The organism is Streptosporangium sp. NPDC000095, assembly GCF_042899335.1.
Taxonomy (GTDB): domain Bacteria; phylum Actinomycetota; class Actinomycetes; order Streptosporangiales; family Streptosporangiaceae; genus Streptosporangium.
In genome coordinates, this window is the sequence record NZ_JBIAZS010000001.1 from 491,323 (window position 1) to 507,274 (window position 15,952).

14 protein-coding genes are annotated in these 15,952 nt (G+C 70.4%); 2 read left to right on the top strand and 12 right to left on the bottom strand.

The genetic code is table 11. The features are described 5' to 3' along the window. Positions 1–57: 57 nt before the first annotated feature. The 12 genes from coaBC to pyrR all read right to left on the bottom strand — a co-directional run bounded on the left by coaBC (position 58) and on the right by pyrR (position 13,413). The gene (gene coaBC / locus ACFY3V_RS01910) at positions 58–1,290 is read right to left on the bottom strand and encodes a bifunctional phosphopantothenoylcysteine decarboxylase/phosphopantothenate--cysteine ligase CoaBC (protein WP_362895562.1); all 1,233 of its coding nucleotides are present in this window, start codon (positions 1,288–1,290) and stop codon (positions 58–60) included. Positions 1,291–1,300: 10 nt separating this feature from the next. Further along, entirely contained in the window at positions 1,301–1,564 is a 264-nt protein-coding gene (gene rpoZ / locus ACFY3V_RS01915; protein ID WP_030909981.1) for a DNA-directed RNA polymerase subunit omega, read from the bottom strand. A gap of 12 nt (positions 1,565–1,576) precedes the next feature. After that, positions 1,577–2,149, bottom strand: coding sequence for a guanylate kinase (gene gmk / locus ACFY3V_RS01920; protein WP_350948144.1), 573 nt, complete (start codon positions 2,147–2,149; stop codon positions 1,577–1,579). Between the two features lie 194 nt (positions 2,150–2,343). After that, positions 2,344–2,667, bottom strand: a complete 324-nt coding sequence (gene mihF, locus ACFY3V_RS01925) for an integration host factor, actinobacterial type (protein ID WP_350948044.1) — start codon at positions 2,665–2,667, stop codon at positions 2,344–2,346. 611 nt (positions 2,668–3,278) lie between these two features. Further along, positions 3,279–3,992 (bottom strand): orotidine-5'-phosphate decarboxylase, encoded by a 714-nt coding sequence (gene pyrF, locus ACFY3V_RS01930; RefSeq protein ID WP_350948043.1) that lies wholly within the window; start codon positions 3,990–3,992, stop codon positions 3,279–3,281. After that, positions 3,989–4,963: a dihydroorotate dehydrogenase gene (locus ACFY3V_RS01935; RefSeq protein WP_350948042.1), complete on the bottom strand. Its 975-nt coding sequence runs from the start codon at positions 4,961–4,963 to the stop codon at positions 3,989–3,991. The genes pyrF and ACFY3V_RS01935 overlap by 4 nt, the downstream gene beginning before the upstream one ends. Then, positions 4,953–5,828, bottom strand: a complete 876-nt coding sequence (locus ACFY3V_RS01940) for a dihydroorotate dehydrogenase electron transfer subunit (protein WP_389769027.1) — start codon at positions 5,826–5,828, stop codon at positions 4,953–4,955. Before ACFY3V_RS01940 ends, ACFY3V_RS01935 begins: the two co-directional genes overlap by 11 nt. A gap of 25 nt (positions 5,829–5,853) precedes the next feature. Further along, on the bottom strand, positions 5,854–9,150 hold the full coding sequence (carB, locus tag ACFY3V_RS01945) for a carbamoyl-phosphate synthase large subunit (RefSeq protein ID WP_350948040.1): 3,297 nt from the start codon (positions 9,148–9,150) through the stop codon (positions 5,854–5,856). Beyond that, entirely contained in the window at positions 9,143–10,399 is a 1,257-nt protein-coding gene (gene carA, locus ACFY3V_RS01950; RefSeq protein ID WP_362922283.1) for a glutamine-hydrolyzing carbamoyl-phosphate synthase small subunit, read from the bottom strand. The genes carB and carA overlap by 8 nt, the downstream gene beginning before the upstream one ends. A 187-nt stretch (positions 10,400–10,586) precedes the next feature. After that, positions 10,587–11,906 carry a dihydroorotase gene (locus ACFY3V_RS01955; protein ID WP_389769031.1) on the bottom strand — a complete coding sequence of 440 codons (1,320 nt, stop codon included), beginning with the start codon at positions 11,904–11,906 and terminating at the stop codon, positions 10,587–10,589. Continuing rightward, positions 11,906–12,835: an aspartate carbamoyltransferase catalytic subunit gene (locus ACFY3V_RS01960; RefSeq protein WP_350948037.1), complete on the bottom strand. Its 930-nt coding sequence runs from the start codon at positions 12,833–12,835 to the stop codon at positions 11,906–11,908. The genes ACFY3V_RS01955 and ACFY3V_RS01960 overlap by 1 nt, the downstream gene beginning before the upstream one ends. Then, positions 12,832–13,413 carry a bifunctional pyr operon transcriptional regulator/uracil phosphoribosyltransferase PyrR gene (gene pyrR, locus ACFY3V_RS01965; RefSeq protein ID WP_362895569.1) on the bottom strand — a complete coding sequence of 194 codons (582 nt, stop codon included), beginning with the start codon at positions 13,411–13,413 and terminating at the stop codon, positions 12,832–12,834. The genes ACFY3V_RS01960 and pyrR overlap by 4 nt, the downstream gene beginning before the upstream one ends. A 300-nt stretch (positions 13,414–13,713) precedes the next feature. Here pyrR and ACFY3V_RS01970 point away from each other — a divergent pair, with 300 nt between their 5' ends. Further along, the gene (locus ACFY3V_RS01970; RefSeq protein WP_350948035.1) at positions 13,714–14,958 is read left to right on the top strand and encodes an arginine deiminase; all 1,245 of its coding nucleotides are present in this window, start codon (positions 13,714–13,716) and stop codon (positions 14,956–14,958) included. Positions 14,959–15,449: 491 nt separating this feature from the next. After that, positions 15,450–15,944, top strand: coding sequence for a transcriptional regulator (locus tag ACFY3V_RS01975; protein WP_350948034.1), 495 nt, complete (start codon positions 15,450–15,452; stop codon positions 15,942–15,944). The last annotated feature ends 8 nt before the right edge of the window (positions 15,945–15,952 follow it).

Here is a 15,952-nt window from a genome sequence, read left to right on the forward strand (position 1 = left end):
GCCAGGCGCGCGGTGACAAGATGCCCGCCCGGTCTCGGTCCGCGTCCGAGGCGCGGATCAGGCCAGGCGTGCGGCGACGAGATCCCAGACCGTGTCGGCGAGGGACTCCTTGGGCCCGCGCGGGATGTCGACCCGCCCCCCGTCCGCGGCCAGGACCACGGCCGCGTTGTCGGGCGTGCCGAAGGCGAGGCCGTCGCCGACCTGGTTGACGACGAGGAGATCGCAGCCCTTACGGGCGAGCTTGGCCCGCCCGTTGGCGAGGACGTCGTCGGTCTCGGCCGCGAATCCCACGATCACCTGCGGGTACGGCTTGAGACCCTCGCGGCGCCGCTCCCCCAGCTCCGCCAGGATGTCCGGATTTTTCACGAGATGGATGGCATCAGGCTCGTCGGCGGTCTTCTTGATCTTCGATCCGCTCCGCGCCGAAGGCCGGAAGTCGGCGACGGCGGCGGCCATCACCACGGCGTCGGCTCCCTCCACCGCCTCCAGCACGGCGTCACGCAACTCCAGGGCCGACTCGACCCGGACGACCCTGGCTCCCGCCGGATCGGGCAGGGCGACGTTGGCGGCCACCAGGGTGACCTCGGCCCCCCGGGCGACGGCCGTGCGGGCCAGCGCGTAACCCTGCAGGCCCGAGGAGCGGTTGCCGATGAAACGGACCGGGTCGATCGCCTCGCGGGTGCCCCCGGCGGAGATCACCAGACGGCGACCGGCGAGGTCGGCCGGACGCCCGGCGATGACGCGGCGGCAGACCTCGAAGATCTCCTTCGGGTCCGGCAGCCGGCCGGGGCCGGTGTCGGCGCCGGTCAGGCGACCCACGGCGGGATCGACGACGATCGAGCCGCGCTCGCGAAGCGTGGCCACGTTGGCGCGGGTCGCGGGGTGCTCCCACATCTCGGTGTGCATCGCGGGGGCGAACACCACCGGGCAGCGCGCGGTGAGCAGGGTGTTGGTCAGCAGGTCGCCGGCCAGCCCGTGGGCGGCCTTGGCGAGCACGTCGGCGGTGGCCGGCGCGACGACCACCAGGTCGGCGCCCTGCCCGATGCGGACGTGCGGAACCTCGTGCACGGACTCCCAGACATCGGTCGTGACCGGGTTGCCGGACAGCGCGGCCCAGGTCGGCTCGCCGACGAAGCGGAGAGCCTCCCTGGTCGGGACGACACGCACGTCGTGGCCCGACTCGGTGAACAGGCGCAGCAGCTCACACGCCTTGTAGGCGGCGATGCCCGCGCTCACGCCGAGGACGACCCTGGGCCTGTCAGGAGACCCGGCTTCTTCGGGGGTCCGCATCGAGGTGGCTTCAGCCCTCGATCGGCTCGGAGGTGAGCAGGCCCTCGCTGACCTCGCGCAGCGCGATGGACAGCGGCTTCTCCTGCGCGTGGGTCTCGACGAGCGGGCCGACGTACTCGAGCAGGCCCTCGCCGAGCTGTGAGTAGTAGGCGTTGATCTGACGCGCCCGCTTGGAGCCGAAGATCACGAGACTGTACTTGCTGTCGACGATGTCGAGCAGGGCGTCGATCGACGGGTTGGTGATGCCTTCGGAGTAGGCGGCGCTGGTTGCCACGTGTGATTTCCCCTAGCTAGGTGAACGTCCGAGGTGCGAATCCTCGGGAGCATCAGCCAACAAGGCTATCAGCCGATGGCATACGTCCTGGACGGACGTGTTGACGAGTGTCAGGTCGAATTCCTGCTCCGCGGCCATCTCGATCCGGCCGGCCGCCAGGCGGCGGGCGATGACGTCCTCGGGCTCGGTGCCCCTGCCACGCAGGCGCTTCTCCAGCTCGCCCCACGTCGGGGGGGCCAGGAAGACGAGCAGGGCCTCGGGCATGGTCGCGCGGACCTGCCTGGCGCCCTGGAGGTCGATCTCCAGCAGCGTGGGCACCCCGGCCTCAAGCTTCTCGATCACGGGGCCGCGCGGGGTTCCGTACCGGTTACCGGCGAACTCGGCCCATTCCAGCAGCTCGCCCGAGGCGGCGAGGCGGTCGAACTCCTCGTCGTCGGCGAAGAAGTATTCGACGCCGTGGGTCTCCCCCGGACGGGGCTTCCTGGTGGTCACCGAGACCGACAGCCACACCTGTGGGTGTGCCCGCCGAAGCTCGGCGACGACCGTGGACTTGCCGACGCCCGACGGCCCGGACAGGACCGTCAGGCGCTTACCTGCCGGGAGCCCGGGGAAGGCTCGCGCCCTCTCCGGACCTACGGCCGGGGATGTGGAGCGACCGGCCCCGCCCTCGGCGGTTGCCTCCGGAGTCCGACTCTCGTCGGACCACGACGTTGCGGTCACTCCAAACCCCCCGTGATGCCGTCCCCCATGCGGGGCGAGCGTGGTCGTATGAACCGAGATTAGCTCTCGGCCCCGCCGAACTCACGCTCGAGCGAAGCTCGCTGGTTCGTACCCAGACCCCGCACACGGCGGGACTCTGCGATGCCGAGCTTTTCCATGAGCTGCTTGGCGCGGACCTTGCCCACGCCGGGAAGCGACTCCAGAAGAGCCGAAACCTTCATCTTGCCGATGACGTCGTCGGCCTGCCCGTCTTTGAGCACCTCAGCCAGAGAGACCGCACCGTGCTTCAGGCGGTTCTTCACCTCGGCACGCTCTCGGCGGGCCTTGGCAGCCTTCTCTAGGGCTGCGGCGCGCTGCTCAGGGGTAAGGGGAGGAAGAGCCACGCCGGGTCACCTCGAATTTCCTGTCGATGTACTCGGACGGGATGGGAAACTAGCTGGTCATGGCGCTTCAAGCAACGTCAAGGCCACTTTATCCCCCTAGAAAATCTACTTCGTGACTTTGTGTGCGCGCCATGTCGCTTTCCGTCGACAAAACTGCTCTCATCGCCGAGTTTTCAGGGGTTGTCTCACCCGCGACGCCCGACGGTCTCCCACGCCTCCCGACACGCGAAACCGGCTGGTTTCCCGCATCGCCTCGCGCGCGGAGCCGGGTGGTTTCCGGCGTTACCCCACCCGCGACGCCCGGGGTCCGCGGACCCCCGTCCGCGACGCCCGGCGGTCTCAAAAACCACCCGCGACACCCGACGGCTTCCAAACCTTCATCCGCGACGCCCGGCGCTCCTCGAACCCGACCGCGACCCCGGCCGGCCTTCCGAACCACCTCACCCCCGAACGCCCGACGGATCCCGAGCCGCCCCCCAGCCGCGAACGCCCGACGGAATCCGGGCCGCCCCCCAGCCGCGAACGCCCGACGGATCCCGGGCCGTCCTCACCCACGAGACCCACGAGACCCACGAGCGCCCGACGGAATCCCGGCCGTATCCCGGCCGTCCTCAGGCGCGCTGCCCCGTGGCGGCCGAAACCCGCCGCAGGGCGGCGGCGATGCCCGCGGCCGTCGCGCCCGGGTCGGCGGAGCCGGTGATCGGGCGGCCGATCACGAGGAGGTCGGCCCCGTCTGCCAGAGCCTGCTCGGGAGTGGCCACTCTCGCCTGGTCCTGGCTCGCGGCGCCCGCGGGGCGGACGCCGGGGGTGATGAGGGTGATGTCGGGTCCGACCTCGGCGCGCACCGCGGCGACCTCGCGCGGCGAGCAGACGAGGGCCTGGGCGCCCGCGGCGACGGCCAGCGCCGACAGGCGGCGCACCGCGTCCTCTGAGGGGCCCCTGACACCCATCAGGTCCAGGTCGGCCTCCGAGAGCGAGGTGAGCAGCGTCACCGCCGCGATCTGGGTGTGGGGCATCGCCTCCACAGCCGCCCGGATCATCGCGGGGCCGCCGGCGGCGTGGACGGTCAGGATGGCGGGCTTGAGCCTGGCGACGGCCCTCGCGGCGCCCGCGACGGTGTTGGGGATGTCGTGGAGCTTCAGGTCGAGGAAGACCCGCACTCCGCTCGCCCCACGGACGGAGGCGATCACGTCGGGGCCGTAGCGGAGATAGAGTTCCAGACCGACCTTGACGGTGGTGACGTGCGGGGTCACCATGCTCGCCCAGTGGGCCGCGGTCTCGAGATCTGGCGCGTCCAGGGCGACGGCGATGGGTGCGGGCGTCACAGGGAACTCTCCTCAAGATCAATTCGGTGCCGGGTGGACGCCCCCGGCGGGCGGTGGGCCAGCCCGACCGCGTCGGCCAGCCGGTGGAACCCCCGGGCCGCCAGAAGCTCCTCCAGCTCGCGGAGGATGCGCAGGCAGGCGTAGGGGTCGTGGAACAGCGCCGTCCCCACGGCGACGACACAGGCGCCGGCGAGGATGAGCTCGAAGGCGTCCCTGCCGGTGAGCACGCCACCCATGCCGATGATGGGCACGCTGGGCAGGGCCGCGTGGACCTGCCACACGCAGCGTACGGCCAGCGGACGGATGGCCGGTCCCGACAGACCACCGGTGACCGCCGCGAGCGTGGGGCGCATCGCCTCGGTGTCGATGCTCATGCCGAGCGGGTTGTTGATCATCGAGAGCGCGTCGGCCCCGCCGTCCACGCACGCGCGAGCGACGCTCACGATGTCCATGACGTCCGGGGAGAGCTTGGCCACCACGGGCACGTCGTACCGCATCACCGAGCGCACCGAGGCGATCACCTCGGCGGAGGCGGCGCCGTCGCGGGCGAAGACCCGGCCGCGGTCCTCGATGTTGGGGCACGACAGGTTGACCTCCACGGCGGTGACGCCGGGCGCGTCGGTGAGCCTGCGGGCCAGCGCGGTGTACTCGGCCACGGTGCCGCCGCCGATGGACACCACGGTCCGTACGCCCCGCTGCGACAGCCAGGGCAGCTCACGCTCCAGGAAGGCGTCCACGCCCGGTCCCTGGAGCCCGACGGCGTTGAGCATGCCCGAGGGCGTCTCGGCCATCCTCGGGGTCGGGCGGCCCGCCCTGGGGGCCATCGTGATCGACCGGGTGGTCAGCGCGCCGATCCTGGCCAGGTCGAAGAACTGGGCGAGCTCGGAGCCGGACGCCGCGCACCCGGCGGCCGTGGTGACGGGGTTGACCAGCTCCACGTGCCCCAGGTACGTCCGCATGTCAACCGGCATGCCGCGTTCCCCCACCGGGTGCTCCCAGCGCGTCGAACGGGATCGTGCCGACGTCGTCGAAGCGGACGCGCTCGCCCCTGAAGACCGGTCCTTCGACGCACGAGCGCACCATCCGGGTTACCCCGTCGTCCCCGATCACCGGCAGCACGCACGTCATGCACACGCCGATCCCGCACGCCATACCCTCCTCGACGGCCACCTGGACGGGGATGTCGAACTCGACCGCCACCGCGGTGACGCCGCGCAGCACCGGCATCGGGCCGCAGGCGTAGACGGCGTCGGCCCGCACGTCGGCGATCACCCCCGGCAGCACGTCGGTCACCCGGCCGCGCATGCCCAGGGAGCCGTCCTCGGTGGTGAGCGTGGTGGTCTCCCCCATCCTCCTGGCTCGCAGGGCGCCGAAGACCCGGTCGGCGGAGACCGCGCCGAGGACGAAGTCGACGCGGCAGCCGCGCCCCTGGAGGGCGTCGGCCACGGTGAACAGCGTCGCCGCACCGTGCTCGGCACCGACCAGGACGCAGGTCACCGGGTCCCTGGGGAGCGGGAACGGGCGGCCGAGCGGGCCCACCAGGTCGAGGGTGTCGCGGGCACGGCGCTCGGCGAGCCAGGCCGTGCCGGGGCCGCGCACGGAGAAGACGAACTCGACCGTACCCCCGTAGTCGGGCTTGACGTCGTGGACGAAGAAGGCGCGGCGCGTCAGCATCGACGTCCGGGCACCGCCGACGGCCACCCCGACGAAGTGGCCGGGCCGGAAGCGCTCGGCGATGCCGGGCGCCACCACGGTCAGCGCATGGTAGGCGTCGACGCGGCGCGTCGTCAGCACCGTGCCGGTCACCTGTACCGGGGTAACAGGCGTCTCCCTCACCTCCGCTAAGGCACCGGCCCGCTCCTCAGCCGCTCCGCAAACGCTTCGCGTGCTCCTGGAGTGACCGTACGCCGATGTCGCCACGGACGATCGCCTGGATGCCCTGTACGGCCGCGGCGAGCCCCTGGACGGTGGTGATGCAGGGGATGGCGCGCAGCACCGCGGCGGTGCGGATCTCGTAGCCGTCCAGGCGCGGCCCCGCCTGGCCGGGACTGCCGAAGGGGGTGTTGACGATGAGGTCCACCTCCCCGTCCAGGATGCGCCGGACGATCGTCTGCTCGCCTTCGGGGCCCGTCCCCTCGCTGTGCTTGCGCACGATCTTGGCATGGACACCGTTGCGGCGCAGCACTTCGGCGGTGCCCTCGGTGGCGAGGATCTCGAACCCGAGGTCGGCGAGCGCCTTGACCGGGAAGATCATGGCGCGTTTGTCGCGGTTGGCCACCGAGACGAACGCCCGTCCCTTGGTGGGCAGCGAGCCGTACGCGGCGGCCTGCGACTTGGCGTAGGCGGTGCCGAAGAACTCGTCGATGCCCATCACCTCGCCGGTGGAGCGCATCTCGGGGCTGAGCACGATGTCCACGCCGCGGAAGCGGTTGAACGGCAGCACGGCCTCCTTGACCGCGATGGGCGCGTCCAGCGGCATGGTGCCGCCGTCGCCGGTCGCGGGCAGCAGGCCCTCGGCGCGCAGCTCGGCCACCGTGGCGCCCATCATCACCCTGGCCGCCGCCTTGGCCAGCGGCACCGCCGTGGCCTTGGAGACGAACGGGACGGTGCGGCTCGCGCGGGGGTTCGCCTCCAGCACGTACAGGATGTTGGCGGACATGGCGTACTGCACGTTGAGCAGGCCGCGCACGCCCACTCCCCGGGCGATCGCCTCGGTGGCGGCGCGGATGCGCTTGATGTCGTAGCCGCCCAGCGTCATCGGCGGCAGCGAGCACGCCGAGTCGCCGGAGTGGATGCCCGCCTCCTCGATGTGCTCCATCACGCCGCCGAGGTAGAGCTCCTCGCCGTCGAACAGGGCGTCGACGTCGATCTCCACGGCCTCGTCGAGGAACTTGTCCACCAGCACCGGATGGTCGCTCGCCGCGCCGGCCTTGGCCATGTAGGAGGTCAGGGTGTCGTCGTCGTAGACGATGGCCATACCGGCGCCGCCCAGCACGTAGGAGGGCCGCACCAGCACCGGGTAGCCGATCTCCGCGGCGATGGCCAGCGCCTCCTCCTCCGTCACCGCGACGCCGTGCTTGGGCGCGGGCAGGCCCGCCTCGGCCAGCACCCTGCCGAACGCGCCGCGCTCCTCGGCGAGGTGGATCGACTCGGGCGAGGTGCCGACGATCGGGACCCCGGCGTCCTTGAGCGCCTGGGCCAGGCCGAGCGGGGTCTGGCCGCCGAGCTGGACGATGACGCCCACCACCGGACCGGTCTGCTGCTCGGCGTGGACGACCTCCAGGACGTCCTCCAGGGTGAGCGGCTCGAAGTAGAGGCGGTCGGAGGTGTCGTAGTCGGTGGAGACCGTCTCGGGGTTGCAGTTGACCATGACGGTCTCGTATCCGGCCGACGACAGCTCGAAGGAGGCGTGCACGCACGCGTAGTCGAACTCGATGCCCTGGCCGATCCTGTTGGGTCCAGAGCCGAGGATGAGGACCTTGGGACGCTCCCCGTAGGGGACCTCGGTCTCCTCGTCGTAGGTGGAGTACAGGTAGGGGGTCTGGGCGGCGAACTCGGCGGCGCAGGTGTCGACGGTGTTGTAGACCGGGCGGACGCCGAGCGCGTGGCGCAGGTCGCGCACCCGCGGCTCGGTCATGTCGCACAGCTCGGCGATCTGCACGTCGCTGAACCCGTACCGCTTGGCCCCGGTCAGCACCTCGGCGGTGAGCTGTGGCGCCTCGCGCAACTCGGCGGCCATCGCGTCGATCGCGAAGAGCTGGTCCAGGAACCAGGGGTCGACGGAGGTCGCCTCCGACAGCTCCTCGATCGTGGCCCCGGCGCGGATGGCCTGCTGCATGGTGAACAGGCGCCCGTCGTGCGGGACGCGGCAGGCGGCCAGGAGCTCGTCCTTGGGGCCGGGCTCCCCCGCCCAGGTGAAGGAGGCGCCCTTCTTCTCCAGCGAGCGCAGCGCCTTCTGCAGGGCCTCGGGGAAGGACCTGCCGATCGCCATCGCCTCGCCCACCGACTTCATGTGGGTGGTGAGGGTCCGGTCTGCGCCGGTGAACTTCTCGAACGCGAACCTCGGCACCTTGACCACGACGTAGTCGAGCGAGGGCTCGAACGACGCGGGGGTCTCCTTCGTGATGTCGTTGGGGATCTCGTCCAGGGTGTAGCCGATGGCGAGCTTGGCGGCGATCTTCGCGATCGGGAAGCCGGTGGCCTTGGACGCCAGCGCCGAGGAGCGCGAGACGCGGGGGTTCATCTCGATGACGACCATGCGGCCGGTGCGCGGGTCGACGGCGAACTGGATGTTGCAGCCGCCGGTGTCGACGCCGACCTCGCGGATGACCGCGATGGCCACGTCGCGCATGTTCTGGTACTCGCGGTCGGTCAGCGTGAGCGCGGGGGCGACGGTGACGCTGTCACCGGTGTGCACGCCCATCGGATCGATGTTCTCGATCGAGCAGACGATCACCACGTTGTCGGCCCGGTCGCGCATGACCTCCAGCTCGTACTCCTTCCAGCCGAGGATGGACTCCTCAAGGAGCACCTCGGTGGTCGGCGAGGCGTCGAGGCCCGCCCCGGCGATGCGGCGCAGCTCCTCCTCGTCGTGGGCGAAGCCGGAACCCACCCCGCCCATGGTGAAGGAGGGCCGCACCACCAGCGGGTAGCCCAGCTCGTGCGCGGCGGCCAGGCACTCGTTCATGGTGTGGCAGACGAACGAGCGCGCCGACTCGGCGTTGAGGCCGCGCTCGGCGGCGACCTTGGCCACGATGCCCTTGAAGAGCTCGCGGTTCTCGCCCGCCTGGATGGCGTCGACGTCGGCCCCGATCAGCTCGACGTCGTAGCGGTCCAGGATCCCGGCCTCGTACAGGGAGATCGCGGCGTTCAGCGCGGTCTGCCCGCCCAGAGTGGGCAGCAGCGCGTCGGGCCGCTCCTTCGCGATGATCTTCTCGACGATGTCGGGGGTGATGGGCTCGACGTAGGTGGCGTCGGCGAACTCGGGGTCGGTCATGATCGTCGCCGGGTTGCTGTTGACGAGGATCACGCGGAAGCCCTCGGCGCGCAGCACTCGGCAGGCCTGGGTGCCCGAATAGTCGAACTCGCAGGCCTGGCCGATCACGATCGGCCCTGAGCCGATCACCATGATCGACTGGATGTCCGTACGCTTAGGCACCCTTGCTTCCCTCCGTACTCATGGTCGCGCTCGGCTCCTCGCCGGCTCCGCGGACGCCTCGTCCCTCGCCGGCCACTCCGCCCGCTCGTCCCCTCGACCGCTCCGCACTCATGGTCGCGCTCGGCTCCTCGCCGGCCGTTCGCCGTCCGCCCGCCATCAACGCGCAGAAGTCGTCGAACAGGCCGGCCGAGTCGTGCGGGCCCGCCGCCGCCTCGGGGTGGTACTGGACGCTGAACGCCGGGCGGTCGAGCAGCCGCAGCCCCTCGACGCAGTCGTCGTTGAGGTTGACGTGGCTGACCTCCGCCGGCCCGTACGGCGTGTCGAACACGCCCTCCAGCGGTGCGCGTACCGCGAAGCCGTGGTTGTGCGCGGAGATCTCGACCTTGCCGGTGCCCCGGTGCTGCACCGGCTGGTTGACGCCCCGGTGGCCGTAGCGCAGCTTGTAGGTGCCCAGCCCGAGCGCCCGTCCGAAGAGCTGGTTGCCGAAGCAGATGCCGAAGAACGGCACGCCCGCGTCGAGGACGCCGCGAAGCGCCTCGACCTGGCCGTCGGCGGTGGCGGGGTCGCCGGGACCGTTGGAGAAGAACACCCCGTCGGGGCCGATCGCGAGGATCTCCTCGGCGGTGACGGAGGCGGGCAGCACGTGCACCTCGCAGCCGCGCTCGGCCATCCGGTGCGGCGTCATCGCCTTGATGCCGAGGTCGACGGCGGCCACGGTGAACCGCTTGGGACCGATCGCGGGCACGACGTACGGCTTCGGGGTGGAGACCTCGCCCGCCAGGTCGGCGCCCTCCATCGCGGGGCTGCCCAGCACCCGCTCCAGCAGCTCCTCGACCGGCGCCAGGGCCTTGCCGGAGAAGACCCCGGCCCGCATCGCCCCCCGCTCCCGCAGGTGGCGGGTGAGGGCGCGGGTGCCGGTGATGGCGATGCCGACGACGCCCTGCTCCTTGAGGTAGTCGTCCAGGGAACGGTTGGAGCGCCAGTTGGAGGCCACCCGGGCGGGCTCGCGGACCACGTATCCGGCCACCCACACCCTCGACGACTCCGGGTCCTCGTCGTTGACCCCGGTGTTCCCGATGTGGGGCGCGGTCATCGCGACGATCTGGCGGTGGTACGACGGGTCGGTCAGCGTCTCCTGGTAGCCGGTCATCCCCGTGTTGAAGACCATCTCGCCGAAGGTCTCGCCCTCGGCGCCGTAGGGGGTCCCGTGGAAGACGCGCCCGTCTTCCAGGACTAGCACTGCGGTCACTCACACACCCCGATCATCTCGGTTACAGCTCCGCAAAGTATGAAATATCCGGCACGTTGGGTCGCCGCCCCGCCGCCGGACGGGACACCCTCGTGTCCTCGGGAGGAACCCCCACGCCTCGGCGAGGGAGAGGAGAAGCCGTCGGGGGCGGCGCCCGCGACGGTCCGGGCTCGGCGGACGAGGCCCCTCACGTGAGCTTTCCGTCCAGGACGGTCGGCCTGCCGCGCAGGAGGGTCGCCACGACACGGCCCGGCAGGGTGAGGCCCTCGTAGGGCGTGTTACGACTTTTTGAAGCGTAGCCCCCGGGGTCGACCGCGGCGCGCACCGACGGGTCGTAGAGGGTGATGTTGGCCGGGGCCCCGACCTCGATCGGCCGCCCCTGGCCCTGGAGCCTGCCGATCCTGGCGGGGGCGACGGACATGCGCTCGGCGACACCCGCCCAGTCGAGCAGCCCCGTGTCCACCATCGCCTCCTGAACCACCGCCAGCGCCGTCTCCAGGCCGATCATGCCCATCGCCGCGGCGGCCCACTCGGTCTCCTTGTCCTCGACCGGGTGCGGGGCGTGGTCGGTGGCCACGCAGTCGATCGTGCCGTCGGCCAGGGCCTCGCGCAGCGCCTCGACGTCCTCGCGCGTACGCAGCGGCGGGTTCACCTTGTAGATCGGGTTGTAGGAACCGACCGGGGAGTCCTCGACGAGGTCGTCGGTGAGCAGCAGGTGGTGCGGGGTCACCTCGGCGGTGACGTCCCAGCCCTTGGACTTGGCCCAGCGGATGATCTCCACGGAACCGGCCGTGGAGACGTGGCAGATGTGCAGGCGCGAGCCGACATGGGCGGCGAGCAGGCAGTCGCGGGCGATGATCGCCTCCTCGGCGACCGCGGGCCACCCGGTGAGGCCGAGCCGCCCCGAGACCGCGCCCTCGTTCATCTGCGCGCCCGCGGTCAGGCGCGGCTCCTGGGCGTGCTGGGCGACGACGCCGTCGAACGCCTTGACGTACTCCAGGGCGCGGCGCATGAGCACCGCGTCGGAGACGCACTTGCCGTCGTCGGAGAAGACCCTGACCCGCGCGGTGGAGTCGGCCATCGCGCCGAGCTCGGCGAGGCGCTCGCCGCCCAGGCCGACGGTGACGGCGCCGACGGGGTGCACGTCGCAGTGGCCCGCCTCCTGGCCCAGGCGCCAGACCTGCTCGACGACGCCGGCCGTGTCGGCGACCGGCTCGGTGTTGGCCATGGCGTGTACGGCGGTGTAGCCGCCGAGGGCGGCTGCGCGGGTGCCGGTGTCGACGGTCTCCGCGTCCTCGCGGCCCGGCTCGCGCAGGTGGGTGTGCAGGTCGACCAGGCCGGGCAGGGCGATCAGCCCTTCGGCCTCCACGACCTCGCCGCCGGACAGTCCCCGGCCGATCTCCACCAGCAGGCCGTCGCGGACCAGGATGTCGACCGGCTCACCGCCGAGGATCCTGGCGCCCCTGATGACGATGCCGTCACGCGTGGCCCCGATGCGGTCGTTCATCAGATCTCTCCTCGGAGGTCGGCGCCGCCAAGCAGCAGGTACAGGACGGCCATGCGTGCGGTCACACCGTTGGCGACCTGCTCGACGATCGTCGAGCGCGGCGAGTCGGCCACCTCGGCCGCGATCTCCATGCCCCGGTTCATCGGGCCGGGGTGCATCACGATGGCGTGTTCGGGCATCTTGGCGACGCGGTCGCGGTCGAGCCCGTAGCGGCGGCTGTACTCCCGCTCGGTGGGGAAGAACGCCGCGTTCATGCGCTCGCGCTGCACGCGCAGCATCATCACCACGTCGGACTTGGGCAGCACCGCGTCGAGGTCGTAGGAGACCTCGCACGGCCAGGAGCCGACCTGGACCGGGAACAGGGTCGGCGGTGCGACCAGGGTCACCTCGGCGCCGAGCGTGGCCAGCAGCAGCACGTTGGAGCGGGCCACCCTGCTGTGCAGCACGTCGCCGACGATGGTGACCCTCCTGCCGTCCAGCGGGCCCAGGCGGCGGCGCATGGTGAAGGCGTCGAGCAGGGCCTGGGTGGGGTGCTCGTGGGTGCCGTCTCCGGCGTTGACGACGCTGCCGCGCACCCAGCCGGCCAGCCGGTGCGGCGCGCCCGAGGCGCCGTGGCGGATGACCACGGCGTCGGCGCCCATCGCCTCCAGGGTGAGCGCGGTGTCCTTGAGCGACTCGCCCTTGGAGACGCTGGAGCCCTTGGCGGAGAAGTTGATGACGTCGGCCGACAGTCGCTTGGCAGCGGCCTCGAAGGAGATCCTGGTCCGGGTGGAGTCCTCGAAGAAGAGGTTCACCACCGTGCGTCCCCGCAGGGTGGGGAGCTTCTTGATGGAACGTTCCGAGATCTTCGCCAGCTCGTCGGCGGTGTCCAGGATGAGCAGGGCGTCGTCGCGGGTCAGGTCGGCCGCGGAGATCAGGTGGCGTTTCATCGCTCGTCCCCCTTCAGCAGCAGGACCGCGTCGCTGCCGTCGTTCTCCTCCAGGTAGACCTTGACGATCTCGGACTTCGACGTCGGCAGGTTCTTGCCCACGTAGTCGGGGCGGATGGGCAGCTCGCGATGACCCCGGTCGACCAGGGCGGCGAGTTGCACGGCCTGCGGGCGGCCCAGGTCGTTGAGCGCGTCGAGTGCGGCGCGGACGGTGCGGCCCGAGTAGAGGACGTCGTCGACGAGGACGACCACCCTGCCGTCGATGCCGTCGGCGGGCAGCTCGGTGCGGCCGAGCGCGCGGGCGGGCCGCAGCCGGAGGTCGTCGCGGTACATCGTGACGTCGAGGGAGCCCACCGGGACCGAGCGGCCCTCGAACTGCTTGATGTGGGCGGCCAGCCGGCGGGCCAGGTGGACGCCGCGGGTGGGAATGCCCAGCAGGACGACGTTCTCACCGCCCTTGGTCCGCTCAAGGATCTCGTGGGAGATGCGGATGAGGGCCCGGTTGATGTCGGGCTGTTCGAGGACGGCGCGGGCACCGCCCTGTGCGTGCGACAGCGCACGCGAAATGGCCTCTGCCAAGGAGGAACACCACCTTTCCCGCCTCACGGGACGGGTCTTAAAGGAAGTCAACGACCTCAAGGTACCAGCTCGGTGACGGTTCGCCCGAACAGGGGTCCGCTTCGCGAACAGCTCGGGTCCGGCTCGACAATCTTCTCAAAAGTGAATAAATATCACGATCTTCGCTGACTTCCCCTTGGTCTTCCGGGTATGCGCTTTACATCCGCACCAAGGCGAAGCATGACGGCCACCTCCCTGACGCGGCCGTCCCGGCGTGCCCGCCCCCGGCCACTCCCGTCAACCAGCCGCTAAGGAAGAGAAATGACCTTTCACGTCGACTCCGAGGTCGGCCGGCTCCACCAGGTCCTGCTGCACAGGCCGGAACTCGCCCTGAAACGGCTCACGCCGTCGAACAAGGACGACTTCCTCTTCGACGACGTGCTGTGGGTGCAGCGCGCCGTGGAGGAGCACGAGGAGTGGCAGAGGCTTCTGGTCGACCAGGGCGTCACCGTCCACATGCTCTCCGACCTGCTCCACGAGACGGTCGAGATCCCCGAGGCGCGCAAGCACATCCTGGACGGCATCGCCGACGAGCGTTACTTCGGCCCGATGGCCGTCGACGCCATCCGCAACGCGCTCGACTCGATGGACTCCGTCACGCTCAAGCGCTATCTCACCGGGGGCATCACCAAGCGCGAGCTGGTGGAGCTGGGCACCGACCCCAAGAGCCTCGCCTTCCACACGCTCAGGCCGGACGACTTCGTCCTGCCCCCGCTGCCCAATCACCTGTTCACCCGCGACACCTCCTGCTGGATCTACGACGGCGTCTCGATCAACGCGATGAGGAAGAAGGCACGCCGCCGCGAGACCCTCAACATGGAGGCGATCTACCGCTACCACCCGGCCTTCGCGTCCGGCTACGACCGTCCGGAGGAGGGCGGCTACAACGTCTGGATGCCGGGTACCCCCGCGGCTCCCGCCACCATCGAGGGCGGCGACGTGCTCGTCATCGGCCGGGGCGCGGTGCTGGTGGGGATCAGCGAGCGTACGCAGCCCCAGGCGGTCGAGATGCTCGCGCGAAGCCTGTTCAGGCGAGGTGCCGCGACGAGAATCGTCGCGCTGGACATGCCGAAGGCACGGGCCTTCATGCACCTGGACACGGTCATGACCAACGTGGACGTCGGCGTCTTCACCAAGTTCGCGGGACTGGGCATGCTGCCCTCCTACACGGTCGAACCCGGCGACAACGAGAAGGAACTCAAGATCACCGATCATCCCCCCGAGGACATGCACCGGGCCATCGCCCGGGCGATCGGGCTGGACGACATCAAGGTCCTCAGCGCGACGCAGGACGTGTACTCCTCCGAGCGGGAGCAGTGGGACGACGGCTGCAACGTGCTCGCCCTGCGTCCCGGCGTGGTGGTGGCCTACGAGCGCAACACCACCACCAACAACCACCTGCGCGAGAACGGGATCGAGGTCATCACGATCCGGGGCAGCGAGCTCGGCCGGGGCCGGGGCGGCCCGCGCTGCATGAGCTGCCCGCTCGAACGCGAGGGCATCTGAACCCTCCCTCGTGGGAAGCCGGGACGGCGCTCGCGGGCCCGCGACCGGCACGCGGGCACGCCACGGGCCGCCGTCTCCGGCGGACGGGACCGTCGCACCGGGTATTCCCCGGAGGGAGCGTCGTTCAAGATCATACGCCCGTCGCCGCCCCTCGCGACGCCGCTGCCGCAAGCCATCCAGAAGACGCGGGAATCAAGCGAAAGTACCGAAAAAGTCGAAGTTTCCGTCATGTCGGGTAGGACAAGTGCGGCGTTTGACGCGGACCCCACCGGATCGGATTCGACATCTTTTTTCCAATCAGCTTGACCTTAGGCGCCCACAGCTTTACCGTCACTGTCCGTAACCACACCTCGTGGCGTTATCGGGTGAACCCTGACGCACCGGTCACCGAAGGTGCCAGCCTCAGGCGCCAACCCGGTGAACGGGGCATAAGTTGCGAGGTAGCACAATCAAGTTGAGAGCACTACATAACAGAGCCGGGGGGCCACACCATGCCGTCTGAGTACGCCAAGTCACTGGGTGCAAGACTCCGTGCCATTCGCACCCAGCAGGGCCTGTCCCTGCACGGAGTCGAAGAGAAGTCCCGGGGACGCTGGAAGGCGGTCGTCGTGGGCTCCTACGAGCGTGGCGACCGTGCCGTCACCGTGCAGAAGCTTGCCGAACTGGCTGATTTCTACGGGGTGCCGGTCTCGGAGTTGCTGCCGGGGGGTTCGGCTCCGAGCCCTCTTGGCCCGACACCGAAGCTTGTGATCGACCTTGAGCGTCTCGCCCAGCTCCCCAAGGAGAAGGCGGGCGCGCTCGCCCGTTACGCGGCCACCATCCAGAGCCAGCGTGGCGACTACAACGGCAAGGTGCTGTCCATCCGCCAGGAGGATCTCCGCTCCCTCGCCGTGATCTATGACAAGTCCCCCAGTGAGCTCACCGAGGAGCTCATCGGCTGGGGTGTCCTGGACCCGGAGGCCCGCCGAGCCGTCGAAGCCTTCTGACGACCCCT

Excerpts from the sequence above, each read along its gene's own strand:
- ACFY3V_RS01975 (WP_350948034.1), top strand. The coding sequence starts at position 15,450 with ATGCCGTCTGAGTACGCCAAGTCACTGGGTGCAAGACTCCGTGCCATT.
- ACFY3V_RS01970 (WP_350948035.1), top strand. The coding sequence starts at position 13,714 with ATGACCTTTCACGTCGACTCCGAGGTCGGCCGGCTCCACCAGGTCCTG.
- ACFY3V_RS01955 (WP_389769031.1), bottom strand. The coding sequence starts at position 11,906 with ATGAACGACCGCATCGGGGCCACGCGTGACGGCATCGTCATCAGGGGC.
- ACFY3V_RS01960 (WP_350948037.1), bottom strand. The coding sequence starts at position 12,835 with ATGAAACGCCACCTGATCTCCGCGGCCGACCTGACCCGCGACGACGCC.
- ACFY3V_RS01935 (WP_350948042.1), bottom strand. The coding sequence starts at position 4,963 with ATGCCGGTTGACATGCGGACGTACCTGGGGCACGTGGAGCTGGTCAAC.
- coaBC (WP_362895562.1), bottom strand. The coding sequence starts at position 1,290 with ATGCGGACCCCCGAAGAAGCCGGGTCTCCTGACAGGCCCAGGGTCGTC.